Below are 26,368 nucleotides of genomic sequence, written 5' to 3' on the forward strand. Positions count from 1 at the left end.
AAGTAATCGTGGCGAAAAAACCAAAACTCACACAACGACAGAAACGCCAGGTAGCCGCAAATCGTAATCGCCGGCTACAGGATAAGCAGGAAAGCCCGGAGTCAAATTCTCCTGTGGCGGATGAAGCCTCTCTTCTTTCTGGTCAAGTTATCGGCCGCTTTGGCAAACACGCTGATGTAGAAGACGCTGACGGTGTAGTCGCGCGCTGCCATATTCGGCGCACCATAGATTCCGTAGTTTGTGGCGATAAAGTATTTTTCAGCAAAGGTGCCGACAGTGAATCCGGCGTCAGTGGCGTAATAGAAATAGTGGAAGACAGACATTCCCTGTTGTCCCGACCCGACTTCTACGACGGCGTAAAACCCATTGCCTCTAATATCGACCAAATTATCATTGTCAGCGCCGTTGTCCCCAGCCTATCGTTGAACATTATTGATCGCTATCTGGTTGCTTGCGAAGACATTGGCATTCAGCCCATTATCGTACTGAATAAGGTTGAGTTGTTATCGGCAGAGGAAAGAGAAGATGCCATTGCCCAGCTCGCTACTTACACATCACTCGGTTACGAGGTGCTTTTTACAAGCTGTAAAAATTCGGAAGGTCTAGCTAGTTTAAATGCCTGCTTAAAAGATAAAATCAGTATTTTTGTTGGACAGTCCGGGGTCGGTAAATCTAGTCTTATTAATCAAATATTACCAAATGCGGATGAGCTGGTAGGTGATGTATCTGATAATTCCGGGCTCGGCCAGCATACTACGACGGCAGCGAAACTACTGCACCTGCCAGCAGGCGGAGACTTAATTGATTCGCCAGGTATCAGGGAGTTTAATTTGTGGCACATTCCTGTAGAACGTGTCACTTCGGGTTTTATTGAATTCAGAGACTACCTGGGCGGCTGTAAGTTTCGCGATTGTAAGCACCTTAACGACCCGGGATGCTTATTACGCGAAGCTGTAGAGCGAGGCGAAATAAGCGCTGCCCGCTATGCCAGCTATCATAAAATTCTGGCGACACTTGAAGAACAGCGCCCAAGCTATACTAACCCTTATTAACGCCCGTACTTATGCCAAAGGCTGATGAGCCATAACGTTTAAATGGTAGCCGCCGGTAAAAGATAGGGTACAATCCCCGTGTTACTTTAATGGAGAATTTTTGTGCTGGATTGGTTTAAAGTAAACCTTCAATATATTTCGCCTAAGCATCTTATGTCTCGCCTGGTCGGTAAACTTGCCGCGGCAGAGGCTGGTGGCCTGACTACTTTTTTAATAAAACTTTTTATTAAGTTTTACAAAGTAGATATGAGCGAAGCTATCTATCCTAATCCTGAACATTACAAAACGTTCAACGACTTTTTCACCCGCGCCTATAAACCAGAAGTACGCCCCATTGCGCCGGAACCCGACACTATTGTGCAGGCGGTGGACGGTGCGGTAAGTCAGTTTGGCACCATACATCAAGATAGTATTTTTCAGGCCAAAGGTCATGACTACAGCCTCACCACCTTGTTAGGGGGCAAGCCAGAGTTGGCAAAGCCGTTTAAAAATGGCAAGTTCGCAACCATCTATCTTGCTCCGCGCGATTATCATCGGATTCACATGCCTTATGAAGGCACCTTAACGGACATGGTATACGTTCCTGGTGATCTATTTTCCGTAAACCCCCTGACTGCCGCCAACGTGCCTAATTTATTCGCTCGCAACGAACGGGTGGTCACTATTTTCGATACACCGGTGGGGAAAATGGCGGTAGTGCTGGTAGGCGCCACCATTGTTGCCAGTATAGAAACAGTATGGGCCGGCACCATTACGCCGCCATCGGGTAAAAACGTACAGCATTGGCAGTATGAGCAGGACGCTGAGTCCAGCGTTAAGCTGGCAAAAGGCGATGAGATGGGCCGATTTAAATTAGGTTCTACGGTAATTGTTTGTTTTGAACCAGACAAAGTTAACTTTACTGATCTTGCTCCTGGCCAAGTCACGCGGTTGGGTCGTCCGATGGCAACCATCACTCAGGCCATAGACGACTGACTGGATGAATCCTGTCAAAAGAAGCCTGATAACGCTTCATCTTACAGTTGTCCTGCTTGGCGGGACGGCATTGTTTTCCCAAATCATTCCTTTAAGCGCGACCGACATCACGCTGGGACGATCAGTTTTTGCCTGCCTGGCATTGGTTCTATTTCTACGCCTGAGCGGCGAAACGTTACGGTTAAACAACCGGCGTGATTATATTGTAGCTGCAGGGCTTGGCGCCTTAATGGCCCTGCACTGGACCACCTATTTCGCTGCCATGCAATACGCAGGCGTATCGGTGGGCATGATAGCGCTGTTTACTTTTCCCGTTATTACGGTACTGATTGAGCCACTTTTTGAGCGGATAAGGCTGGTTTGGCAAGATTTCTTTAGCGCAGTGACTGTGTTCATCGGCATCGCTCTTATTGTGCCTGAGGGTTCGTTAAACAACGAGGTTACACTGGGCGTTGCCATAGGAGTAGGCTCGGCGTGCCTGTATTCATTCAGAAACTTGATTCACCGTCAGCATTTTGCGCATTATTCGGGCGCTAAAGCCATGGCGTGGCAAACCCTTGTCGTTTGTGTATGTCTGTTGCCAACGGGCAGCGTCGCCCTTACCGATGCGTCTTCTTCTACCTTCTGGCTGCTGGTTCTGCTAGGGACAGTATTCACTGCCCTGCCCCATGCTTTAATAGCATCGGCTCTCATCCATTTACGGGCAAAGACATTTTCCCTGATTGCTTGTATGCAGCCGCTATATGGCGTTGTATTAGCGGTGTTATTGTTAGAAGAATACCCATCGTGGAAAACCGTAATTGGGGGGCTATTAGTCACTTCCGCCTCGATTTACGAGACAATTAATACGCAAAAATTGCATCGTAAGGACCCTTTATAATGTGGGTAATAGCGCATCGCGGAGCCTGTAAAGTAGCACCAGAAAATACCCTGGACGCTTTTCAGGTAGCCATTGATTTTGGCGCAACGGGCGTTGAGTTTGATACTTACCAGGTTGAAGGCCGTACTATAGTCATTCACGACCGCTGGTTGGAAAGAACCACTAATGGCAGCGGCTTGGTTACCGCCCAATCCGTAGAATATCTACGCAGTCTGAACGCTGGCAACAACGAAAAAATTCCTTTCCTTGCTGAAGTTATGGCGCTGATGCCCAGTCACGCAATTTGTAATATTGAAATAAAACATCTGGTAGATATAAATGCCTGGCTCAAGGAACTGGATATCGCACTGAATCAAAGCTCGCTAAACCCCAGCAATCTTATTATTTCCTCCTTCAACCACGCTTGGTTGAAAAAGCTTAAAGCGGCGAGACCAGCCCTACAAATTGGCGCGCTAACGGCTACTTATCCTGAAAACGGCCCTATTTTTGCGACCAGTCTGCAAGCGTATTCGCTTCACATGGATTTGGATGTCATTGATGAAGGTTATGTTAAAGACGCCCAAGACGCTGGATTAAAAGTGCTGGTTTATACTGTCGATAAACCTGATGATATGCGTTTGCTGGCTAAATGGGGAGCCGACGGCATCTTTACCAATGTACCTGACATCGCCAAGGCAGTGTTGGCAAATCAGGTAGATTCGCCCTACTAATCGGACAGCCCGACTCTAAGAGGAGCGGGAGGCTTCTGAAAAATGTTCGGAGATGCCAGGTTTACCACAACACTGGCACTGACGACATAACCGCATATTAATCCAGTGTCCGGCGACAATCAGCAAAGCACCCGTCGCTATAGTGAAAGGCTCATAGGCGGAACCAAAAATATTTTTGAACCAGTAAATTCCACCTCCAGACAACAGCAACGCCAGTGGGTAATACTGCCCGTGGTAGCGAACAGCTCCCACTAGCAAGGCTACGGTTCCCATTACAATGGAAATAGAAAGAATCGTACGCTCGAACCATACCTGCGCAAAGAAAGTAGAACCAATCAAGGGTAATAACGGAACGACTACCGGCAACGCCAGACAATGAAACGCGCACAGGCTGGATATCCAAATACCCATTCTGTCTAATTTTGAAGGATTGTCGATTGATGATTTCATAAACACTCTGCGGCGGCGGAATTACCCTCTAACGTTATAATATAACATTTTAGCGATAATGCAAAATAACAACAGAAGATATTTTAATCTTTTTTATTCGGGAGCAATGGAGCGTTTTTCAATAGCGATCTGCGGGGTGGGATCTACGTGGGCCGGATGAAAATAGCCACTCACCGAGCTTAGCTCAACATTTTCTGCATCTAATGTTGTCAGTGCAGTCTCAAGGAATCGAAGGGTTCCGGGGTGCGGATGAGCAATTCCCACAGCCACCCCGTCACGCTTGGCAATATCTATTAGTCGTTGAAACTGCTCATGCATGGCCACTAAAGAGTGGTCATGATCAATAAACACGTTTCTTCTCGCAGCGAGAATCCCTTGTTGGCGAGCAGTTGATTCCGCTATTGAATCAGCGGTGGTGCGGCTATCAATAAAAAATAGATCCTTTTCTTTTATCGCATTCATCAACATTTGCATCGGCAAGCGGGCCTTTGTCAGCTTACTTCCCATATGATTATTAACCCCGATAGCATAAGGCACACTTGCCAACGCATTATTAAAAGTTTCTGAAATACTGGCCGCAACCATCCCTTCAGTAAGACCATTTGGCCCAAGCGCTTTACCATTTTCCGCTTCCATCGGCATATGAAGCATAACATCGCGCCCTTGTACATGGGCGTACTCAGATAATTCGAGCGAAAGAGGCGTGTGAGGTAAAATTGAAAAGGTGACTTCTTGCGGCAAACTTAACGCCTTTCTATCGGAAAGACGATAACCCATGTCATCAAGAATTAATATAATCTTGGCTGATGCCAACGCAGTCGATGGCACACTGATTAACAGAACCAGTAGCAGAGAGCACCATGTAACTGCAAACCGAAAAGTTTTTAGCCTGACTTTCGTAAACCACATTTTAAACCTGATCAAGCGCACCTGTTATGACGTTTTAGACTTTCACGATTCGGTATATCAAAGTTGCTGACTACGTCTGCTCACATGTAGAGCGCGCGTTAGACTGCATATCCGTTAGCATAACATGATGATAACTAATTGGAATGCGAATAAATGAAATCTTGCTTATGGAATGATGAACGCAAATTCCATTGCTATATGTTTAGCCAGGACGACGGATCTAAGGCTTTACCTTTATGGCGAATTTCAAAGTAAAGATTGGGAAAGCTCTGGCCTCCGCTCTGTCCCACCAACGCAATAGTTTCGCCAGAACCTACCTGATCTCCGGCTTGCTTTAGCAGCGCTTGATTATGCCCATACACACTCATATAGCCTTTGCCGTGATCAACAATGGTCACTAGCCCAAACCCTTTTAACCAATCGGCGTACAGCACCCTTCCCCGTGAAATAGCCTTTACTGCAGCGCCTTCTGCGCCTTCAATAATAATCCCTTTCCAACGAACCTGGCCTTGCCGCTTAGCCCCAAAGAGCTTGCGCACTTTACCTTCCGCGGGCTTAAGAAGTTTTCCTTTATTGGTCGCTAATCCCGCGAGCTCGGTCTTTTCTCGCTCGGCAGCAATTCTGGCCTCTTCGATAGCCTGCATCAGCGCTTTTTCATTGGCTTGCAGCTCATCAACTTTTGCGGCATCCGAAGCAATTGTGGCTGTTAGTTTGTTCAGCGTTTCCCTACGATCTGACTGACGTGCAATCAATACGTTTTGTTGCGACTTTTGCTTTTCCAGCAAAGCGGCCAGTTCTTGTGCTTTATTAGCCAACTGCATGTTGACCGCTTCCAAACGACTGACATTATCACGAAAGCGGGTAATTTCCTGCTGCCGAGCCTTATTCACATACTGATAATAAGTGAGCACCCTTTCAAATGAACGAGCCTCATCCTGGTAGAAAATCATTTTTGCGTAATCGTAGTGTCCTGCCATAAAAGCACTTTTGAGTTGGCTGGCCAGTAGTGACTGCTGCTGCAAAATGGCTTTTTTTAGTTCAGTTTGCTCAGCCTCTAATGCTTTCTGTTCCTGGCGATTATTTGCCAGAGAAGTTTGGGTTTGATTTAAACTTGACGCGACTTTCCCTATCTCCACCTCTGAACGTTTTAGCACTTCTTGCAGCTCTTCTGCTGACGCCTGATTAGACGCTAATGCCTGTTGGCGTGCTTTGAGTTCTGCCTGTAACTCCGCCAGTTTTTCCTGTTGTGTTTCCTGCGCCTGAGCCCACGGCAACGCTACCCACCCCCCAATTACAACTAAAAGCTGAAGAGTGTAAAGGATTGTTGACCGCTTGCTCGTTACCACTGTTTCACTGCCGCAATTAAATTCTCTCCATTTCAGCAGGTTTTTGCATACCCAGCAAGTGCAGCGTGGCACAGATGTACGTAAACACTTTTTTTGCGATATCATCGTTTGCGAACAACATAGGCGGAAATTTCCATATCTAGCTCTGTGAGTGCAACTAGATTGAGCCTTCCTTTAAGGTAATTGCTACAAATGCAGGCTATGATAAAAAGTATTATAAGTTTTCAATTTTCAAAGACCTATCGATGCAAAAAAACCCACAATGATGGCAGACTGGTTTCTACGGCGTTTTTCTATATACTTTGCACTCTTTTTTGGTCTATCAGGTAAAGGTTAGAGGTACATGGATCAGCTTATTGAATTTGCAAGCAACAATTTACTGCTAGCGGGAGTGTGGGTTGCACTGGTATTGATGTTAATTTACACCTACATCAACACCTTTACTTCAGGAATAAAAGAAGTTAATACTCATGAAACCACCCAGCTTATCAATAAGCAGGATGCAGTTGTGCTGGATATCCGTCCCGAGAAAGATTTTAAACTCGGCCATATTTTGGGTTCAAGACAAATAAAACCAGAAGAATTACGGGCGAAAAACTTCAAAAAGCTTGAAAATGTGAAGGGCAAGCCCATTATTGTTGTATGCGCAATGGGTAACAGTGCCAGAGGCGTAGCGTCATCGTTGAATAAAGCCGGTTTTGATGACGTCAAAGTTCTAAAAGGCGGTATTAACGCTTGGCAGAATGCTGGGTTGCCCGTATCAAAATGAGGTTACCTGCATATGAGCAAAGTTGAGATGTATACGAAGGGGTATTGCCCCTACTGCCACCGCGCGAAAGCGCTATTGGCTCAAAAAGGCGTAGAGTATACGGAGTATGCTATTGATAAGCATCCAGAACTCCGCGATGAAATGATTAGGCGTGCTAACGGTGGATGGACTGTTCCACAAATTTTTATCGATGATTTCCATGTTGGTGGTTGTGACGATATGATTCTGTTGGACACACAAGATAAACTCGATGCGCTGTTGAATCAGTAAGGGAAATTGACCTTAGCATCATTAAATAATTAGGAAGTATCATGGCTGACGAAAATCAAACTACAAATGGCTCTGCTGCTGCCCAGCAGGCACAAGCCCCTCAATTTAATATCCAGCGTATTTATGTCAAAGACATTTCGTTTGAATCACCTAACGCTCCGGCTATTTTTACTAAAGAGTACAAACCAGAAATTAAATTAGATCTGGATACCACAACAAATAAAGTGGATGAAAATATGTATGAAGTGGTGTTATCTGTCACTGTTACAGCTAGCATCGGCGAAGAAACTGCGTTTTTGTGTGAAGTACAACAGGCTGGCATTTTTGGCATTGGCGACATGCCGGATCAAAATAAGGCGCACACGCTGGGCTCTTTCTGCCCCAATATGCTTTTTCCTTATGCCCGCGAAACCATTTCCAACTTAGTGAACCGCGGTACATTCCCTCCACTTAACCTGACTCCGGTAAATTTTGACGCGATATTTGCTGCATACATGCAAAAACGTGCACAACAGGGCCAGGAAGGACAACAACCGCAGACACTGGATTCATAATTTATTAAACCTATGAATTCAGATTCTGTAACGGTATTGGGGGCGGGGTCATATGGCACCGCCCTTGCTTTTTGTCTGTCACGTAATTTGGTACCCACCAAATTATGGGGGCGCGACAGCGAGCATATGCAGGCACTACAAAGCGCTCGTGAAAACAGCCGTTACTTGCCTGGGGCCAAGTTTCCTCCGGCACTTAATGTAGAAGCGGATTTAGCAAGTGCAGTTGCAAGCAGCCGAGATATCCTGGTAGTAGTACCTAGCCACGCTTTCAAAGGCCTGCTGGAAACACTTAAGCCTATGCTGCGCGACGATCAGCGAATTATTTGGGCAACGAAAGGCTTGGAACCCGGTAGCGGCCGTTTGCTTCGCGATGTTGCTTTGGACGTTCTCGGCGATCATTATCCGCTGGCCGTTCTGTCCGGGCCGACTTTTGCCAAAGAGATGGCAGCAGGTTTACCCACCGCCGTATCTCTTTCTTCTACTAATGAAGAGTTGGTGAACGACTTTGCTGCCAAGTTGCACTGTAGCCGCACATTTCGGGTGTATAAAAACCCTGACTTTATCGGCGTCCAATTGGGCGGTGCGGTTAAAAATGTCATTGCCATTGGCGCCGGCCTTGCCGACGGCTTAGGCTTTGGCGCAAATGCCAGAACTGCCCTAATTACCAGGGGTTTGGCTGAACTCACTCGATTGGGCGTGAAGATAGGTGCCCAGCCGGAAACTTTTATGGGCATGGCAGGCTTGGGCGACTTAGTGCTGACATGTACCGATAACCAATCGCGTAATCGACGTTTTGGTTTAGCCCTTGGCAGTGGCAAATCGATGGAAGTGGCCATGAAAGAAATAGGTCAGGTGGTTGAAGGCTATCGAAATACCGAAGAAGTCCACACCTTGGCGAAGCGAGTCGGTGTAGAAATGCCGATTTGCGAGCAAATCTATGAAGTGCTCTATCATGGTAAATCGCCCAAAGATGCCGCAATGGCATTGTTAGGTAGAGATTTGAAGAACGAATAAAGGTAGGCGTACATGGGGCAGAATTTCCAGCCCCATTAAGCAAATCAACCTTTGGCTTCTACGGCGTAGCTGATAGCTGCGGCCGTCCACCAGCAGCACGATAAACATCCACAGCGGTGGTTAACGCGCTGTTATAGCTGTTGATAACCGCCAGTTGTGCAGAAAACCAGCTGCGTTGAGCGCTAAGCAGGTTTAGAAAATCAGTATCGCCGGCTTTATATCGGATTTCTGCTAAACGGTATAACCGTTCGTTATTCTCCAGTGATGCCATATCTAATAAATACGCTGCTTTCTGATAACCGTAAGTATCCAGGCTGTCTAATAATTCCTGTACTGCGCCAAGGGTAATCTGGCGATAGCTGTTTAGCGCTAGCTGAATATCTACTTCTGCAATGCGTTCTCCTGCCTCGATTCGTCCGCCGTCAAACAGCGTAGCGGCGGAGTTTGCTAATGCACTTATGGTCCAGCCGGAGGCTAGATCTAACAGATCGCTCGCTGATACGTCAGCGCTCAAATTTAAACCTGGCAAACCTTGGATCCCGGCCTGGTAGAGGTAAATATCCGCCTGCTGTAACTGCGTGGCAGCCAATTTTACGTCCGGGCGAGAGCGTAGAAGTGCAGCAGGCTGGACTAAGTCAATTTCAGGTAACGCAATAGAAGTAATAAGCCGGTCAACGTCTATGGCAGACATCTGATTATCACCCAGCAGTACAGCAATTACCCGCTGACTAAGCGCGAGCTGATTATTGATATTTAGCAGCTCTGCCTGCGAAGAAATCAAGGTATTTCGTTGCTGACTGACTTCGATGCCTGAAGCGTCTCCCGCTTCGTATATAAGCTCTACCAGATCGAGTAAGCGCTGACTTGCATCTACGTTTTGCTGCACGATTTCCTGGCGACGCTGCAGCGACAAATAGTTGAAGTACGCTGTTGCCAGCAAACTTTGCACCTGTAAAGCGATACTGTGTTGCTGATATTCTGCGATGTTAATATCCAGTTGCCGGGCCAGTTGCTCTGCATCCCGACTCCCCCATATATCAACTTCGTAGCCAACACTGATACCAGCAGAAACGCCATTTTGGCTGGTCCCGCTTTCTACATCACGATTACTTCTGCCAGAAACGCTAGCAGATACAAAAGGCGTATTATCAGCCTGGCTTTGCCGTAATAACAGCTTGGCACGGGAAAGTGCCAGTTCAGCCTCGACAATTGTCAAATTGCGCTGCGCCAGTTTGCCCATGAGGGCATCCAGTTCCTCGGTATGAAAAGCTTCCCACCACTGTCTATCAATAGATAAAGCGGTTGCTGGCGCCGCAGTTTGAAGACGCTCAGGTAAATTCAGCTGCGTCGCCGCCTGATAGTTAGCCGGTGTATAGGAGCAAGCACACAAGAGCAGCAGGCATGGCGATAACGTAAGAAATTTCAATTTTTTAATCCTCTGCCAGGGCATCTATAGGGTTAAGTCTTGCCGCTTTATGCGCGGGGGCGTAGCCAAATATCAACCCTACTGCCAACGAGGTAACGAATGCCAGCAACGGGGGTGTGAGGGTATAGGCCACTGGTATATTAAATTGTGACACAATAACTATTACTCCATACCCTAGCACGACACCCGCCAGACCTCCGAGCACACAAACTACCCAAGCCTCAATATTGAACTGTTTTAATATGTCACCAGGCTTCGCGCCGGTTGCCATACGCAAGCCAATTTCTCGCTTCCGCTCAGACACATTTACCAGCATGATATTCATCACCCCGATTCCGCCCACAAAAAGCGAAATAGCTGCCACTGAGGCCAATAACCAGGTAAGAGTATTTTGCGTTTCCGTTACCGCTTCCACCAACGCATCCGTCGTACGAACCATAACATCTTCAGTGCCGTGACGCTGTGTAAGCATCGCCAGCACTGCCTCACTCACTGGCTTGGCAATTTCAGTGCTTGCCGCTTTAATGGTGATGCCACTGAGAAAGTCGCTACCAAACACTTTTAAGCGTCCAGTGGTAACGGGGATGAGCACTTCGTCGTCCATGTCCATTCCGCCACCACTGGAGCCTTTAGCTTTCAGCACACCAATCACTTGATAAAAAGCGTTTTCCATTAAAATGTATTTGCCCACCGCTTGATAGCGATCATTAAACAGGCTAAGCGCAACCGTATCGCCGATAACCACTACCGGCGCATAATTGGTGATATCTTCCTCAGAAAAAAACACTCCCTGTGCCATTTCCCAATCTTTGGCGTAAAGATAATCTGGCGTTGTGCCAGTAATCCGGCCGGAAAAATCATTTTCGCCATAGCGTATCGTCGAACGACTGGACCGCTCTGGCGCAACATACATGGCTCCAGGAATTTCCTTTAATGCATTCGCATCTTCCAGTGAAAGACTGGCAATATCTCCGGTATTTCGCATATTACGGCCGCCGGGACGCACGGAAATTAGGTTAGTGCCGATGGTTTCAATGCGTTTAAGTACATTTTCTTTACCCCCTTCGCCAATTGCCATCATTGTTACTACCGCTGCCACACCAATAATGATGCCCAACAGCGTAAGCATGGTGCGAAACCAGTTTAAACGAAGCGAACTAAAGGCCATGCTCAAGGCAGCGGTGCTGGAGATACTGGGAAAGACTTTTACCGTAGCGGCGGTGGTTGACGGGGAAGTATCTTCAGTTTTAGCAGCAGGGCGGGCACTATCGCTGACAATTTTCCCATCCAATAAATGGATTTGCCGATTAGCATGCTCTGCCACCAGCGTGTCATGGGTAATCAGAATAATAGTCACACCTTCCTGGTGAAGCGCTTTAAGCAGATCTAACAATTGCTCACCGCTGGCGGAATCGAGCGCACCCGTAGGTTCATCGGCCAGAATAACGTCAGCGCCATTTATTAACGCTCGAGCGACAGAAACCCGCTGCTGCTGCCCGCCAGAAAGCTCACCGGGGCGATGATCGAAACGATCAGATAACCCTAGTTTTTCCAGCAACTGCTGCGCCCTGGCTGTACGCTCAGTTTTTTGCATGCCGCTGTAAATAGCGGGCAATGCCACATTTTCAGTAGCCGTAAGAGTCGAAAGCAATTGGTAACGTTGAAAAACGAAGCCGAAAGTCTTCAGCCGCAGTGCCGAAAGCTGATCCGGATTTAATGAAGCAACCGCCTGCCCCGAAATGGAATAGTGCCCTGCGCTGGGTTTATCAAGACACCCCAGTATGTTCATAAGGGTTGACTTACCCGAACCAGACTGCCCCATAATGGCTACAAATTCGCCTTTGTTAATGGTCAGGGAAATATTGTCCAGAGCAGTAACTGCATTACCTTCAGTATGATAGCTACGGGAAACCTGTTGAAGCTGAATTAATGGTGCCTCAGATCCCACGGGGGCCTCTGGGCATTGCCCCACCAAACGTAGAGCCTCGGTTGCTGTTCGGCATTTCAGCGCCCTCTTTCAGCCCCACTACAACGCTGTCGCCTTCTTTCAAACCCTCAATAATTTCTATTTCAGTTCGATTACGCACGCCAGTGGTCACGGGAAGCGGTTGCAGTGCATTTCCCTTCTGGGTCATAACAATTTGTTCTGGCCCTCGTCGCTTTACTGCGGCAACAGGCACAATTAACGTGTTACTTTTGCTCGCTTGGACAAAAAATACCTGGGTGGTCATCGAATCCATTAACGTTCCGTTTGGATTAGCGATGTCCACCAGTACCTGATAAAGCACGACATCATTCACTACATTCGGTGTTGGAAGCACCTGCCGCACCGTTGACTGATAGCGCTTTTCCGTATTACCCAGTGTAGAAAAGTATACCGGCATCCCGCGAGAAATATCATCTACGTCAGCTTCAGACACCTCAGCGCGCAACGTCATAGTGGTAAAATCGGAAATCTGCATAAGCTCAGGGGCGTTTTGATTGGCGTTGAGGGTTTGGCCTTCTCTGACTGCAATGGAGGCGACAGTGCCATCAATAGGCGCGTAAATTCGGGCAAACCCAAGAGTGGCTTTATCCCCTGCAAGAGACGCGGCATCGGCTTTTATCTCTGCGGTAGAAGCAATGATTTTTGACTCTAGTACTTTTACGTCCGTTTGGCTGCTTATCACCACATCCTGGCTGACGGCGTCTTGCTGATTTAGCTCTTCATTTCGCTTTGCTCGAAGCAGCGCCAGCTCTCTTTCCGCTTTCAATTGCGTCAGCTGCGCTTTTTTACTTTCCAGTGCCGCCTCGGCCTTTTGCACCTGAGTTTCAAAAACTGTGGCGTCAATTTCTACCAGCAACTGGCCTTCTTTAACGACATCGCCTTCTTCTACATATATCTTTTTTACTTGCCCCGATACCTGCGCGCCTACATTTACATAGCGCTTGGGCTCAAGTTTTCCTGTTGCAACAATGGTTTTCTCAATATCGCCCTGCCGTACTGGCTGCATAAGAAAAGAAGAGGTTGGGCTATCAGGCGAAACGACATAAGCGTAGGTTGCGAAAATACATAAACAGAAAAGCGCCGTTATTCCTGCGCGTTTTATCCAGATAAAGCGAGATTTAGACACCACAAAACCTTGTCTTAAAAAACCAAAAACTACCAGACCGACCCTCGGCGTGGCGAGAACATTTACAGATACTTTACGAAACGCGGGGTTTGCCCGTTAACCTGTGCAGAATACCAAAATTTCCCACATTCTCACGTTTGCGAAATCATACTGAGTATTGCTTGTGATACTCCGCCAAAGAGAGACTTCGAGTGATTTTTAAGCGACAAGTGAATGTTTCTTAGCCGAACTGCTGAAGCATGGATGCTCCAGCAGAGCCATCAGGATGATGTTACGGCGTTTCGGATGAGAAATTTTGCTTATTCCTTAAGACTGCTGAATTTTTATTCATTCATGCTGTTGCCCAGGATACTCCACGAACCCTACACACTACAGCTGAAAGTTGTCTCAATAGCTTTTACCGAGCTTGAGGGTAACCCAGCTGACGCCAGCTTTCGTAAACAAAAACAGAAACAGCGTTGGATAAATTCATGCTTCGGCTGTTGGGCAACATCGGTATACGCACCCGCTGTTGCGCTGGCAATGACTGAATGATTTCATCAGGCAATCCGCGGGTTTCAGGGCCAAACAGCAAAGCATCACCTGCTGCGTAACTTACATCGCTGTGAAACGCTTTACCCTTTGTTGTACAGGCAAAAATACGGGCGGGCGAACATAATTTAATGTAGGCGTCCAAACTGCTGTGGCGTTTAACATCAGCAAACTCATGATAGTCCAAACCTGCCCGTCGCACTCGTTTGTCATCCCATTCAAAACCTAGCGGCTCAATCAGGTGAAGGGCAAATCCGGTATTGGCACAGAGCCTAATAATATTGCCAGTATTGGGGGGGATTTCAGGCTGGTAAAGAACGATATCTAACATAACAATATTCTGCTTTTAGTGACGATGCGATGTAGCCGCCAAGAATAGAGTTTTGGATGTCATTAAACAAGTTAGTAGTGATTTGCAGATGATGGATTGGGCGGGACTAAGAAACAAGACTCAGGAGCAAGCGAAAGCTCAGCGTTAAACCTATGCTGAGCCTTACTTGCTTAATGTTAATATCATGACTTTTTAAGCCGCCGGTAAAGGTGCGAAAAAGGCATTGCAGTAAGCCCGTGCACAACAATAGACGACACCACCAATAAACTAACTACCGGCCAAAGCTCGGTAACGTCAGTCTTATGATGCGCCAAGGCGGCGTAATAGAGCGCAGCGACACCAATCGGCCCGAACCAGCCCGCAAATCCGCCATCAAGTTTTGATGGCAGGTCGCGCATCCGGCCGCCCAGCAACAGAAGTAATGGTAAACGGCGAAATAGCAGTATTGCTACAATAAGGGCAAGTGCTGGCCAGCCCAGCGATAGCCATTCGTTCACGGGAATCATTAGACCAAGCAAAATAAATATTGGAGAAGTAAAAAATCGGTCCACACCCTCTACTACCCTTTCTTCTTCCTGACGTTCAGACGCATTTACCTGGCAGTCAAAGGCTAATCCGGCCACAAATACTGCAAGAATGCCGTCGCTTCCCATCAGCTTTACAGCAGCGAGAGTCATCAGCGCAAGCGCTGTGGTAATCATTAGCATTGAAGACTGTTCGATAACTTTTTTTTCTTCAGCTTTACGCAGAGCAAAGCCTACTGCGTAGCCGATAACTACTCCGATAACGAGCGCAACCAGAACATCCCCCACTATCACTTCCAGTACGTGCATTGTCATGGACTCGCCGGGTGGCAGCGTCAATACAAAAACACCAACCATGACGAAGATAAAAGCCAGCCCATCGTTTGCGCCGGACTCACTGGAGATGATGCGGCGCAGATAAGCTGGAAGATTTTCTTTTGCCACATTGCCTGTCACAACGGAAGAAGCAACCACTGGGTCGGTGGGCGTGACAGCGGCACCGATTAATAAGGCCGCGCCCATAGGTAAACCTAAAATCCAGCCAGTGAGCGCGCTGCTGCACAACCACATAAATACCATTCCCACCAGCAATAACACACTGAGCGATCGCCAATGATGGAAAATATAAGATCTGGGCAAGCGCATGGCGATTCCCATTAAACCTATTGCCAATGCCAGACGAGCCACCTGCTCCAGAATGACCATTTCTTTCCCCCATTTCGCGGGATCAAGCAGGCCGATACCGGTAGGACCTAACACGATTCCTAATAGTAAAAGCGTAAATGCGTCGGGAAGCCCGATTCGCTTCAATGGCTTTGATAACAAGCCAAGCACTAAAGCACTGGCAGCAATAACCAGCAAGCCAATATTGAATTCGTGCATCCTGCTCCCTCAACTGATTTTGTAATGAATACCGGATGTACCAAACCGATTGAATAGTTGCTTTACGGGTGAGGAAGCGTTTTGGAGCAAAACAGGCATATTGGAGGCAAAGCGACCATTTGACACATGAGAAGCACCAACGGCCAGACAAATTGCTAGAGCAGGTTGGAAACGTTAACTCAGAAAAGTCAGAATTTTACACAGCGCCTTATCACGGTACTCATCACTTTCGATCAGCAGTTCATGAAATGCCCCATGAACAACCTCATACTGGCAGTCGCCGAACTTTGCGGCAATGCGTTTTTGTCGAACATTATCGACCACTTTATCTTCCGAGGCACTTAACACCAGAACGGGAAGAGTTATATCTGCAGCGCGTTTTTCAATTGCAGCAATGGCAAGATACGCGGCATACAGCCACTGTGTAGTCACGCCGCCTAGCTGTAACTCCGGTTGCTGTTCGTAAAGCTCCCGGAAAAGCTGATAACGAATGTTGCTGTGGGTAAGCCGATTATCATCAAATGCAACGGCATGGTAACCTTTTTGCCGAAAAAAATATGCGGCTGGTAAGCGAGAAAGAGAGTTTACCGCTCGGCTTGCACCAATTACCATTTCTGCAAACCAGTGCGGTAAAGGTGGCCGAATACCGAACATGGGAGAACAAAATACTGCCCGCTGAAAAAGCGTTGGCTCCCGTAAAATTGCCAGTGCGCCGATAGCACTACCCATGGAGTGACAGAGCAGGTGAAGCGGGAGCGGGCCCCGACCGTCAACCGCTATACAGGGTTGGACTATCTGCTGAACAAAATAAAGTAAGTCATCGACATAATCTTCAAAGTCGGCAACATATCCTTGGTGAGGATCCTCTGTCATTCGACCGGACTGCCCCTGCCCCCGATGATCCAGAATAAATACCGCCACATCATTGCGCCAAAAGTCGTAAATAACTTCTTTATATTTTAACAACGCTTCAATGCGCCCAGAACTTACAACCACTGCTGAGCGGGGATGCAGTGGCATACACCACGCGTAGTGCACCTTTACATTGTGTTTGCCAGTAAATTGACCGGTGGTAACCTGCTCTGACCAAAAGGGATTAATTTCACTTACCAATGCGTGTGCGAGTTGCGATTCGCGGGTGAACTTCCAATTCATGTCATCTTCCATCGCGAGGCAGCCTGAAGGTAATTTTCAATCCTCCCGATTTTATAGGAGTCGCTTGAATGGTACCATGATGCAAATCTACCGAAGCTTTTGCAATTGCCAGCCCTAACCCAACGCCGCCAGATTCTCGCTCTCGCGCCAAAGAAGCTCGGTAAAAAGGTGTAAAAATTGCTTCGCACTCCTTTTCAGACAAACCAGGGCCATCATCCATAATTTCCAATTGCCACTGCGTGGGAGTGGTGGTGACCACAACTTTTACCTCGGTATAACTGTAGCGGATGGCGTTACGAACTACATTTTCAATCGCGCTACAAATAAGCGTCTCATTTACTTTCACCAGCTCAGAAGGCAGCGGATTGACGTAAAAATGTTTATTAACATTGCTTGCTTCGAAATGGGCATCGGCAAACACATTTTCCAGCAATCCGGATAAGCTGATGCTGCTCATTTGCGGTGATGCCGCTTCGGCGCGTGTTAATTGCAGTAACTGGTTAATCAACGCTTCCATGCGTTCGGCTTCACGTTCGATGCGCGTCAGCGTGGCCGGGTCCACCTCTTGCTGATAAGCTATTCCCAACGCCATTTGCAGCCTTGCAAGGGGCGATCGCAATTCGTGGGAAATGTCTGCCAGTAAACGCTTCTGGCCATTCCACATACTTTCCAGTTGCTCTGCCATCGTATTAAAATCCCGCGCTAGCTCACCTAATTCATCTCGCCTGTAAGCCGTTGCAGAGACCCGGGCCTGCCAGTCACCTTTCGCTAAACGACGGCTGGTTTCCTGCAACTGATGGATGGGTTTCACTAAAGATTTAGCAAACAGATAAGAAAGCGCCACCGTCATAATGATAGCCAAACCAATCACCCAAAACAGAGATTTTTCATGATCAGTAGACCGATTAGGCGTAGCCATAAACAGCACATATTCTACCTGCTGAAAGACAAAGGGTTTGGGACCTAAAATTTTAAGCCCTCGACGTTTTAAAGAAATAGGGACTTGTTGTGTAGCAACTTGCAGCAGATCTTTACGATCTTGCGGACGCATTGGCGGGCCAGCGCCGCGCAAAATATCTTTGCTCTCCAAATTAATCGCAAACAACATATAACGAGATTGCCGACTGCCGCGCTCAAGTATCAGCGGCAGAGGCAGATTCTTCTTTTCGCCGAGGCCTATCCGCTTGACAGCCACATCCAGCGCTCTGATTTCTTTTTCACTCGGCGTGCCAATTTCTACGTCTTCGCTGAATACACTGCCTAACCATAACGCTAGCAATCCAGTAAGAATGAAAGTGATCCAAAACCATAAAAACAATCGCCCCATCAACCGACGGGCAGGATTTAGCGTGTTTAGCTGAAACATGATGAAATTCGCAGCAAGTAGCCTGAGCCACGGATGGTTTTAATTTTTTCATCATGACTGGCGAGGGACAATTTTTTACGTATATTACTAACATGCATATCAATACTGCGGTCAAACGCCAGCAATGGCTTGCCCAACACCTTCTGACTGATGTCATCTTTAGTAACAAGCTGCCCCGCATTCACCATCAGCAAACGTAAAATAGCAAACTCGGTGCCGGTCAGCGTAATTTCCTGGCCGTGGCTGTGAACCGTCTGACGGTCCATACTTAAACGAATGTTGTTGATGTTTAACTCCTGCTGCTGGCGGCTGCTGTTAGTCAGTTCCAACCGACGGAAAATAGCCTTTATGCGGGCAACCAGCTCACGGTGATTAAAAGGCTTGGGCAGATAATCATCAGCGCCTAATTCCAGCCCCAGAATTCTGTCATAGTCATCACCTCTGGCGGTTAACATCAGAACAGGAGTATGATGCGTGATCCGCAGCTTTTTAAGCACTTCAAAGCCATCCATTTGCGGCATCATGACATCCAGTAAGATTAAATCGACTGGAGTACCAGACGTTGCTAATGCAAGTCCTTGCGCGCCATCATTTGCGATGGATATTTGATAGCCTGCGCCTTCCAGATAAGTCTTGAGCATTTCTGTCAGCTCCCGATCATCATCAATAATCAGAATCGGCCGAAGCTGAGCAATAGTTGATGTTGTGGCAGTTTCCATAAAAGTCTCCTGAAGCCCGACGTTTGCCGTTCCTGACGTTGTCTGTTGTGCAACTGCAGCTGTTGAAAATACTGACTGATTCATGTTGAGTGATCCTATTATACACTGGTTGTAGAGCACCTTGTTGAAGAGTACCGGGATTCAGACCATCAGATAAATCAACTAATGCAGCCTTTACACAAGCTTTACACATTCCTTGCCCTACTTTACACAGCGCTGAACTACACTGTTTGCGTCTAATAAAGGAGACATGTTATGAAAAAATTGCTGTTAGTTTCTTTGATGAGCTCAATGCTAGTTAGCTTTTCCTCCAGCGCTCACTTTCAACGTCCACCTATGCCAGAAGCAGAAATAGTGCATAGCCTCCGCAGCCTGGATCTTTCAAAATCCCAGCAGGAAGAGATTAAACTGGCGCTAAAGACTTTTCGCACCGACAGTGTCGATACAGATTTGAGAAAATCGAGGCGACCTGCGGCGTTTGACGAAAGCACCGGTGAAAAACTGGATGACGCAACTTTGGTGGCCGTAACAGAAGAAAAACTTACCAGATTCCTCACTCGACGCTTGGCCGCTGCCAAATTGCAGAATCAGATTTTTAACTTGCTTACCGATGAACAGCAAGCAGAATTGGCTTCGGTTGAATCAGAAAAGGCATCTTTTTATGAGGCAAAGAAAAGCAGAAAGAATCGAAAAGAAAAACCGTTGCCTTTCTCAAACCTGGATTTAACCGCGGCGCAGCAAGATCAAATCGCCGCGCTAGTTGATGCGCAGCAAAGTAATCATGCGCAACTTCACGCCTTAATGCAGGCTTTCTCCAGCGAAGAACAAGCAATCATCCGCCAGGCAGAATTTAACGATGACGCCTGGCAAGCGCTGACAATTAAATATCAGCGTGATTTGGTGGAACAACTACTGGCTAAAGCAAAAGCCCGTCAACAACTGCTTGGGGTACTCACTGATGAACAACAAGCAGAATTAAAAGAAAAGCGCGAGTGGCGGCATGGGCCTAAACAACGTGATTTTCATCCGCAGCGACGTTTGATGTAGCAGCCATGCAAACAAGCTGGCCTTTTCCAGCTTGTTTGCGACTTATCGCAGATCCCGATTACTTAATAATTCGGTTTTGTCGGCAAATAATCTTCAGTTAAGAATAAGGGAGAGGTTACCAGCAAATCTGCGGTGGCGCTGTTACATGCTACTGGCACATTCCAAACAGAGCATAGCCGCAGCAAAGCTTTCACATCCGGATCGTGCGGAGCAGGGTTCAGCGGATCCCAGAAGAAGAACAATGCATCAAGCCGATTTTCCGCAATAAGCGCTCCAATTTGCTGATCACCTCCTAATGGGCCACTCTTATACCGAGTCACTTCCAACCCGGTTTCCTCAGCTATTAAACCACCAGTGGTTCCTGTTGCCACAATTTTACAGCGTTGCATTACCGCAAGATGCTTATTCACCCACGCAAGCAACTCGGGTTTTTTATGATCATGGGCAACCAGTGCCACTGTATATTCACTCATAATTGCATCCTGTACCTGTCCATCTGAATAGGGTATTGGAAGCCGCTATTCATCTTTCCTCAAAACGTAATGAATATTCATAATAAAAAAGGTAATTGTCAACTGGCTGTCACATCTGTTTGCTTATGATTAAACAATAGATTCGCCAATTACTCACCTTAAAATAGTTATACATTTTTATTGCATAAATATTCCATATCAGTAATATGGACAACGGTTTAGCGATCTCTAACGATGAAGCAGCGGTGATTACTGTCTTTTTGCTTCTAATGTCGTCAAGAGAGAATTTCACAGGAATTAATAATGACAGAACCAACCAGCAGGCGCGACCAGCAGGTTGAACCCCTAAAACAGTTTAGCTCTCCCCTGGCTAGCTGCCCATTGCAGTACTCACGACGATTTATTGGCGTGAATGCAGTTGCGGTAGCACACTTTTTACCTTTGTAAGCCGTATTGATTCGCAGCCCACTTTTTGGTTGCATCGAGTCAAAGGTAAAAAGTGATTTTTCTCTTTCTTTTATAAATTGAATCCTATGTTACAAGTATCAATTATTGGAGCCAGTGGTTACACCGGCGCTCAACTCGTTGAGTTAGTTTGCAATCATCCTCATATGACGCTTGCACGGACATTTGTGTCTGCACAAAGTGCGGATTCAGGAAAGCCGGTGTCTGTATTACACGGTAATCTTGCGCATATGACTTCTCAGATTTTAGAGCCCATAAGCGACGACCTATTGCACACTCTCAGTCAAAGCATGGATTTAGTATTTCTGGCTACTCCCCATGAAGCCAGCCATGACTGGATGAATACCCTTAGCCAGGGGAAAGCAAAAATTCTTGATTTATCCGGTGCGTTTCGTCTACAAAATACTGAGGTATTTGCTAAACACTACGGCTTCGCCCACACCGCTAATGACAGTCTTGCTAAAGCCGTGTATGGGCTGGCCGAATGGTACGCCGATGACATTGCAAATGCCTCTATTGTGGCGGTACCAGGATGTTACCCTACGGCCTCTTTAAGCGCCTTAAAACCTGTAGTTCAAGCGGGTCTGTTGGATGCCACCGTGCGACCAATAATCAATGCCGTGTCGGGAGTAAGCGGTGCCGGGCGTAAAGCCAGCCTTAACACCAGCTTTTACGAAGTCAGTTTACAGGCTTACGGCGTGTTAAATCACAGACATACCCCAGAAATTGAAGCCTATTTGGGCACTGATGTCATTTTCACTCCGCACCTGGGAAATTTCAAACGAGGTATTTTAGCTACGGTAACTATAAAAACCGCAGCGGGTACTACAGCCGCCGATTTGCAAAACGCATTCGAGCATGCTTATAACGGCAAACCTTTTGTTCGCCTGCGTGAGAGTTTTCCTAAAATTGATGATGTTGCCTATACGCCTTATGTAGATTTGTTCTGGAAGCTGGACGAAAACAGCGGCTATGCCGTCATTACATCAGCCATTGATAATGTAATGAAGGGTGCCGCATCTCAAGCAATTCAGTGCGCCAATCTAATAGCAAACCTGCCGATAACCAAAGGCCTGATTGGAGCGTGAATTTATGTCACCCATAGTCATTAAAGTTGGTGGCGCCCTACTTGAGGATCAGGCGGCAGCAGATAATCTGTTACAAAATATTCAGGCGATTATGCACCAGCGGCCGGTTGTGCTGGTGCACGGCGGCGGTCCGCTAGTTGAAACATTAATGGCCAGCCTTGGCCTGACAAGCAGTAAAATTGATGGTTTGCGGGTAACACCTGACGAACACATGCCCTACATTTGTGGCGCGCTGGCTGGTAGCGCTAATAAGACGCTTTGCGCTACGGCGCTTAAAGCGGGAATTACGCCTGTAGGATTGTCATTACTGGACGGTAATATGGTTAATTGTACGGCCATGCATGATAAGTATGGTGCAGTCGGTACGCCTGTCGCACAAGATGCAAACTTGCTTAACTCGTTGCTGGCCCAGCAGTTTTTGCCGGTGATAAGTTCTATCGGTAGCAGCGCACAAGGCAGGTTGCTGAATATAAATGCAGACCAAGCCGCTACAGTCATTGCCCAATTAGTGAATGGCGAACTCATTTTGCTATCCAACGTTAAGGGTGTATTGGATGCAAGTAAACAATTGCTCACTCAATTGGATGCAACCGCAATTGATAAGCTGGTTGTCGACGGCGTGATATTAGACGGAATGAAGGTGAAAACCGATGCTGCCATGCTCGCGGCAAATTCGTTAGGCAAGCCTGTGACAATTGCCAGTTGGAGCGCCTCACTTGAAGACATATTACAACAACACACTGGAACACGAATCACCCCACAGCCTGTGAAGGCGGGAGAAAAGCAATGAAACAGGATTTACTGACGTTTGCAGAATGGTCGCCAGAAGATATGCAGAAATTGCTGGCGCTGGCGGTAGAGATAAAGCAGTCACCGGCAAGTTACGCCAATGTACTGGCTGGAAAGTCGGTGGTGGCGTTATTTGAGAAGCCGTCTTTGCGAACGCGCGTCAGTTTCGACATTGGCATTAATCGTCTGGGTGGCCATATGGTGTATCTGGACAGTCAGGCTGGCAAGTTGGCTGGTCGTGAAGATGCTGTAGATATGGCTGCGAATCTTGCCTGTTGGGCCGATGCCATTGTAGCGCGGGTTTATTCTCATCGTACGCTGGAACAATTTGCCAAAGCTGCAAAAGTTCCTGTAATAAATGCGCTGTGCGATTTATATCATCCATGCCAGGGCCTGGCCGATTATCTCACTGTGTTTGAACGTTTTGGCAAAACCCAGGGCGTCACTATGGCATATGTAGGCGATGGCAACAACGTCACCCATTCTTTGTTGATAGTAGGGGCGCTATTGGGTTGTCATCAGGTCGTAGTGACGCCAGAAGGTCACGAAGTCAATCAGGATATTTTTGCCAAAGCGAAACAAATTGGCGAAGTAACCGGCGCGCAAATTACTCAAAGCCACAACTTCGCCGCCGCAAAAGGTGCCGATGTCATCTACACTGACACCTGGCTTTCCATGGGTGACGACACGCCGCTGGAAATCATTAAAGACAAATTTATGCCCTATCAGGTAAATGAAGCCATGATGGCGGCAACCGGTGCATCTTTCGTGATGCACTGTCAGCCTGCGCACCGGGATCTGGAAATCACCGGTACTCTCATTGATAGCGCCGAATCGTTACTGATGCAACAGGCTGAAAATAGAATGCACGGGCAAAATGCCATTTTAACTCATCTACTAGGTTCCTGAGAGGACGGGGTTTTATGCAAAAAGTAAAAAAAGTGGTACTGGCCTATTCTGGCGGGCTTGACACATCAGCCATTATTCCATGGCTAAAAGAAAACTATGATTGTGAAGTGGTGGCCTTTGCCGCTGATGTGGGTCAAGGTGATGAAGAGTTGCAAGGCCTGCATGACAAAGCCATTGCCTCTGGCGCCAGCGAATGCCACATCGTTGACTTAAAAGAAGAGTTTGTCAGCGAATACATCTATCCCACGATTACAACAGGCGCGGTATACGAAGGCGAATATTTATTGGGTACGTCTATGGCGCGTCCGGTTATTGCCAAAGCACAGGTTGCCATTGCACGTAAAGTCGGTGCCGATGCTTTAAGCCACGGCTGCACCGGTAAAGGCAACGATCAGGTGCGTTTTGAAAGCACCTTTGCCGCTCTGGCACCGGATTTACAGGTGGTGGCCCCGTGGCGCGAATGGGATATGGTATCTCGTGAAGATTTGCTCGCCTACTTGGCAGAGCGCAACATTCCAACATCAGCATCAGCTACTAAAATTTATAGCCGTGATGCCAATGCGTGGCATATCTCCCACGAAGGTGGCGAATTAGAAGACCCATGGCAGGAGCCTTCGAAACAGGTATGGACCCTGACAGTAGACCCTGAAGAAGCGCCAGATAAAGCCGAGCGCGTTACGCTGTCGTTTAACGAAGGTAAACTGACTCATGTTAACGATGAAGCGCTGTCACCGTATAACGCGTTAGTGAAACTGAACACCATCGCTGCTGCACATGGTGTTGGCCGCATTGATATTGTGGAAAATCGTTTGGTTGGCATGAAGTCTCGCGGTTGTTATGAAACTCCAGGCGGCACAGTAATGCTGAAGGCTTACAAAGCACTGGAAACAATGGTGTTAGATAAAGCCGCCTTGAAATACCGTGAACAACTGGCGCTGGAATTTTCGCACGTCATGTATGATGGCCGCTGGTTCACCGCGCTAAGCGAATCATTGTTAGCGGGTGCTGCTACTTTTGCTAAAAAAGTGACAGGCGATATAGTGGTTAAACTGTATAAAGGTCAGGCCACCGTTACCCAACGTCGCTCTCCTAACAGCTTGTATTCCGAAGACTTTGCGACTTTTGGCGCCGATGATGTATATGACCAGAAGCATGCAGAAGGCTTTATCCGCCTGTTCAGTTTATCAAGCCGAATCGAAGCGCTGAAAAAGCAACAATAAGGAGAAAAGTATGGCTTTGTGGGGCGGCCGTTTCGCGGCAGATAGCAGCAGCATGTTCCGGCAGGTTAACGATTCCCTGCCTTTTGATCAGGTCATGGCCACGCAGGATATGCAGGGTTCCATTATCTGGTCTCGGGCATTAAAAAAAGCAGGGGTACTCACTGCTGATGAACAATCGCAGTTAGAGGCGGCATTAACTACGTTGAAAACTCAAGCTGAAAACGGTGAGCTGGATTTCGCAGCCAGCCCGGAAGAAGATATTCACAGTTTTGTTGAAGCGGCGTTAATCGAAAAGCTGGGAGACATTGGCCGTAAACTTCATACCGGACGCAGCCGAAACGATCAGGTAGCCACAGATTTTCGTCTTTGGGTACGCGAACACATCGGCTCGTTAAAAGCCGATTTAATCGGCGTCATCCGGTCGCTGCTAAATACCGCCAGTCGCCATCAACAAGCCATACTTCCTGGTTATACGCATCTTCAACGTGCCCAGCCTATTCACTTTGCCCACTGGTGCCTGGCGTATGTGGAAATGTTTAAACGGGATTTAAGTCGCCTTTCTGACCTTAAAAAGCGGATGAACCAATGTCCGTTGGGTTCAGGCGCACTGGCAGGCACCACCTACCCGGTTGATCGGGAAAATATCGCCAAAGAACTGGGTTTTAGCTCACCCTGCCTTAATAGTTTGGATGCGGTATCCGACAGAGACTTTGTGTTAGAACTGCTATTTTGTGCCAGCACCAGCATGATGCATCTGTCTCGTATGGCAGAAGATCTGATTTTTTATAATTCAGGCGAAGCGGGATTCTTGCAGCTAGGGGATTCCGTAACATCGGGTTCTTCATTGATGCCGCAAAAGAAAAATCCAGACGCACTGGAGCTGATCCGCGGCAAGTGCGGCCGTGTGTTTGGCAGCTTGCAAGCTTTGCTGGTTACCATGAAAGGGCTGCCGTTGGCATACAACAAGGATATGCAGGAAGACAAAGAAGGCGCCATTGATACAGTAAACCAGTGGCACTGCTGTTTGTGCATCGCCAGCGAAGTGCTGGATTCGCTGGATATTAACGAAGCCCGTTGTCGGGAAGCCGCTACACAAGGTTACGCCAACGCAACAGAACTGGCGGATTACCTCGTAGGCAAAGGCATTCCATTTAGAACGGGACATGATATCGCCGGTCAAGTGGTGGTAGCGGCGATTAACGCGGGCTGCGCTATTGAAGATCTACCGTTGTCGGCGCTGCAAGCCGTGTGTGAAAAAATTGATGACGACGTCTATCCGGTACTGCAACTGGAATACGGCGTAAATAAACGCAATATACTCGGTGGAACCAGTGCCGAAACGGTGACAAAAGCGCTGTATCAGGAACTGGAAAACCTGGATAAATTAGGATAAGTATTCCC

Annotated in this window: 26 protein-coding genes; 14 read left to right on the top strand and 12 right to left on the bottom strand. The window is 47.5% G+C overall.

Annotation, left to right across the window (positions count from 1 at the left end; genetic code table 11):
• Nucleotides 1-8: 8 nt before the first annotated feature.
• The 4 genes from rsgA to CA267_RS06895 all read left to right on the top strand — a co-directional run bounded on the left by rsgA (nucleotide 9) and on the right by CA267_RS06895 (nucleotide 3,617).
• Nucleotides 9-1,052 carry a small ribosomal subunit biogenesis GTPase RsgA gene (gene rsgA, locus CA267_RS06880; protein WP_075608175.1) on the top strand — a complete coding sequence of 348 codons (1,044 nt, stop codon included), beginning with the start codon at nucleotides 9-11 and terminating at the stop codon, nucleotides 1,050-1,052.
• Between the two features lie 102 nt (nucleotides 1,053-1,154).
• Entirely contained in the window at nucleotides 1,155-2,027 is an 873-nt protein-coding gene (asd, locus tag CA267_RS06885; RefSeq protein WP_075608174.1) for an archaetidylserine decarboxylase, read from the top strand.
• A 4-nt stretch (nucleotides 2,028-2,031) separates the two neighbouring features.
• On the top strand, nucleotides 2,032-2,907 hold the full coding sequence (locus tag CA267_RS06890) for a DMT family transporter (RefSeq protein ID WP_075608173.1): 876 nt from the start codon (nucleotides 2,032-2,034) through the stop codon (nucleotides 2,905-2,907).
• Nucleotides 2,907-3,617, top strand: coding sequence for a glycerophosphodiester phosphodiesterase (locus CA267_RS06895; RefSeq protein ID WP_075608172.1), 711 nt, complete (start codon nucleotides 2,907-2,909; stop codon nucleotides 3,615-3,617). Before CA267_RS06890 ends, CA267_RS06895 begins: the two co-directional genes overlap by 1 nt.
• Nucleotides 3,618-3,632: 15 nt before the next feature.
• Here CA267_RS06895 and CA267_RS06900 read toward each other — a convergent pair whose 3' ends face one another.
• The 3 genes from CA267_RS06900 to CA267_RS06910 all read right to left on the bottom strand — a co-directional run bounded on the left by CA267_RS06900 (nucleotide 3,633) and on the right by CA267_RS06910 (nucleotide 6,322).
• Complete coding sequence (locus CA267_RS06900) at nucleotides 3,633-4,067, bottom strand: MerC domain-containing protein (RefSeq protein WP_075608171.1); 435 nt, start codon at nucleotides 4,065-4,067, stop codon at nucleotides 3,633-3,635.
• A gap of 93 nt (nucleotides 4,068-4,160) precedes the next feature.
• Nucleotides 4,161-4,976, bottom strand: a complete 816-nt coding sequence (locus CA267_RS06905) for a divergent polysaccharide deacetylase family protein (protein ID WP_075608170.1) — start codon at nucleotides 4,974-4,976, stop codon at nucleotides 4,161-4,163.
• A 194-nt stretch (nucleotides 4,977-5,170) separates the two neighbouring features.
• On the bottom strand, nucleotides 5,171-6,322 hold the full coding sequence (locus CA267_RS06910) for a murein hydrolase activator EnvC family protein (RefSeq protein ID WP_408609413.1): 1,152 nt from the start codon (nucleotides 6,320-6,322) through the stop codon (nucleotides 5,171-5,173).
• Between the two features lie 343 nt (nucleotides 6,323-6,665).
• On the opposite strand from CA267_RS06910, the gene CA267_RS06915 reads away from it, so the two are divergent.
• The 4 genes from CA267_RS06915 to gpsA are packed head-to-tail and all read left to right on the top strand — an operon-like array spanning nucleotide 6,666 to nucleotide 8,929.
• Nucleotides 6,666-7,091, top strand: a complete 426-nt coding sequence (locus CA267_RS06915; RefSeq protein WP_075608169.1) for a rhodanese-like domain-containing protein — start codon at nucleotides 6,666-6,668, stop codon at nucleotides 7,089-7,091.
• Nucleotides 7,092-7,103: 12 nt separating this feature from the next.
• Nucleotides 7,104-7,361, top strand: coding sequence for a glutaredoxin 3 (gene grxC, locus CA267_RS06920; RefSeq protein ID WP_075608168.1), 258 nt, complete (start codon nucleotides 7,104-7,106; stop codon nucleotides 7,359-7,361).
• A gap of 41 nt (nucleotides 7,362-7,402) precedes the next feature.
• Entirely contained in the window at nucleotides 7,403-7,915 is a 513-nt protein-coding gene (gene secB, locus CA267_RS06925; protein ID WP_075608167.1) for a protein-export chaperone SecB, read from the top strand.
• A 12-nt stretch (nucleotides 7,916-7,927) separates the two neighbouring features.
• On the top strand, nucleotides 7,928-8,929 hold the full coding sequence (gene gpsA, locus CA267_RS06930) for an NAD(P)H-dependent glycerol-3-phosphate dehydrogenase (protein WP_075608166.1): 1,002 nt from the start codon (nucleotides 7,928-7,930) through the stop codon (nucleotides 8,927-8,929).
• 58 nt (nucleotides 8,930-8,987) lie between these two features.
• Here gpsA and CA267_RS06935 read toward each other — a convergent pair whose 3' ends face one another.
• The 8 genes from CA267_RS06935 to CA267_RS06970 all read right to left on the bottom strand — a co-directional run bounded on the left by CA267_RS06935 (nucleotide 8,988) and on the right by CA267_RS06970 (nucleotide 18,976).
• Nucleotides 8,988-10,355 (bottom strand): TolC family protein, encoded by a 1,368-nt coding sequence (locus tag CA267_RS06935; RefSeq protein WP_170669026.1) that lies wholly within the window; start codon nucleotides 10,353-10,355, stop codon nucleotides 8,988-8,990.
• A 4-nt stretch (nucleotides 10,356-10,359) separates the two neighbouring features.
• Nucleotides 10,360-12,303: a MacB family efflux pump subunit gene (locus CA267_RS06940; RefSeq protein ID WP_075608164.1), complete on the bottom strand. Its 1,944-nt coding sequence runs from the start codon at nucleotides 12,301-12,303 to the stop codon at nucleotides 10,360-10,362.
• Nucleotides 12,293-13,468 carry an efflux RND transporter periplasmic adaptor subunit gene (locus CA267_RS06945; protein WP_075608163.1) on the bottom strand — a complete coding sequence of 392 codons (1,176 nt, stop codon included), beginning with the start codon at nucleotides 13,466-13,468 and terminating at the stop codon, nucleotides 12,293-12,295. The genes CA267_RS06940 and CA267_RS06945 overlap by 11 nt, the downstream gene beginning before the upstream one ends.
• Nucleotides 13,469-13,865: 397 nt before the next feature.
• Nucleotides 13,866-14,330 (bottom strand): tRNA (uridine(34)/cytosine(34)/5-carboxymethylaminomethyluridine(34)-2'-O)-methyltransferase TrmL, encoded by a 465-nt coding sequence (gene trmL, locus CA267_RS06950; RefSeq protein ID WP_075608162.1) that lies wholly within the window; start codon nucleotides 14,328-14,330, stop codon nucleotides 13,866-13,868.
• 182 nt (nucleotides 14,331-14,512) lie between these two features.
• The gene (locus tag CA267_RS06955; RefSeq protein ID WP_075608161.1) at nucleotides 14,513-15,736 is read right to left on the bottom strand and encodes a cation:proton antiporter domain-containing protein; all 1,224 of its coding nucleotides are present in this window, start codon (nucleotides 15,734-15,736) and stop codon (nucleotides 14,513-14,515) included.
• Between the two features lie 174 nt (nucleotides 15,737-15,910).
• On the bottom strand, nucleotides 15,911-16,891 hold the full coding sequence (locus CA267_RS06960; protein WP_075609956.1) for an alpha/beta fold hydrolase: 981 nt from the start codon (nucleotides 16,889-16,891) through the stop codon (nucleotides 15,911-15,913).
• A 1-nt stretch (nucleotide 16,892) separates the two neighbouring features.
• Nucleotides 16,893-18,257 (bottom strand): ATP-binding protein, encoded by a 1,365-nt coding sequence (locus tag CA267_RS06965; RefSeq protein ID WP_232367610.1) that lies wholly within the window; start codon nucleotides 18,255-18,257, stop codon nucleotides 16,893-16,895.
• Nucleotides 18,245-18,976, bottom strand: a complete 732-nt coding sequence (locus CA267_RS06970; protein WP_075609955.1) for a response regulator — start codon at nucleotides 18,974-18,976, stop codon at nucleotides 18,245-18,247. The genes CA267_RS06965 and CA267_RS06970 overlap by 13 nt, the downstream gene beginning before the upstream one ends.
• A 255-nt stretch (nucleotides 18,977-19,231) precedes the next feature.
• Here CA267_RS06970 and CA267_RS06975 point away from each other — a divergent pair, with 255 nt between their 5' ends.
• Nucleotides 19,232-20,023 (top strand): Spy/CpxP family protein refolding chaperone, encoded by a 792-nt coding sequence (locus CA267_RS06975; RefSeq protein ID WP_075608159.1) that lies wholly within the window; start codon nucleotides 19,232-19,234, stop codon nucleotides 20,021-20,023.
• A 62-nt stretch (nucleotides 20,024-20,085) separates the two neighbouring features.
• Here CA267_RS06975 and CA267_RS06980 read toward each other — a convergent pair whose 3' ends face one another.
• Nucleotides 20,086-20,496, bottom strand: a complete 411-nt coding sequence (locus tag CA267_RS06980) for a methylglyoxal synthase (RefSeq protein ID WP_075608158.1) — start codon at nucleotides 20,494-20,496, stop codon at nucleotides 20,086-20,088.
• A gap of 533 nt (nucleotides 20,497-21,029) precedes the next feature.
• Between CA267_RS06980 and argC the strand changes: the two genes are divergently transcribed.
• Genes argC through argH form a run of 5 tightly spaced genes read left to right on the top strand, consistent with a single transcriptional unit; the run spans nucleotide 21,030 to nucleotide 26,360 of the window.
• Nucleotides 21,030-22,049, top strand: coding sequence for an N-acetyl-gamma-glutamyl-phosphate reductase (argC, locus tag CA267_RS06985; protein WP_075609954.1), 1,020 nt, complete (start codon nucleotides 21,030-21,032; stop codon nucleotides 22,047-22,049).
• A 4-nt stretch (nucleotides 22,050-22,053) separates the two neighbouring features.
• Entirely contained in the window at nucleotides 22,054-22,839 is a 786-nt protein-coding gene (gene argB, locus CA267_RS06990) for an acetylglutamate kinase (RefSeq protein WP_075608157.1), read from the top strand.
• A complete protein-coding gene (locus tag CA267_RS06995) occupies nucleotides 22,836-23,747 on the top strand; it encodes an ornithine carbamoyltransferase (RefSeq protein ID WP_075608156.1) in 912 nt (303 codons plus the stop codon). The genes argB and CA267_RS06995 overlap by 4 nt, the downstream gene beginning before the upstream one ends.
• Before the next feature lie 14 nt (nucleotides 23,748-23,761).
• On the top strand, nucleotides 23,762-24,967 hold the full coding sequence (locus CA267_RS07000; protein WP_075608155.1) for an argininosuccinate synthase: 1,206 nt from the start codon (nucleotides 23,762-23,764) through the stop codon (nucleotides 24,965-24,967).
• Nucleotides 24,968-24,977: 10 nt separating this feature from the next.
• Nucleotides 24,978-26,360, top strand: a complete 1,383-nt coding sequence (argH, locus tag CA267_RS07005; RefSeq protein WP_075608154.1) for an argininosuccinate lyase — start codon at nucleotides 24,978-24,980, stop codon at nucleotides 26,358-26,360.
• Nucleotides 26,361-26,368 lie beyond the last annotated feature (8 nt).

Source organism: Alteromonas pelagimontana, assembly GCF_002499975.2.
Lineage (GTDB): Bacteria > Pseudomonadota > Gammaproteobacteria > Enterobacterales > Alteromonadaceae > Alteromonas > Alteromonas pelagimontana.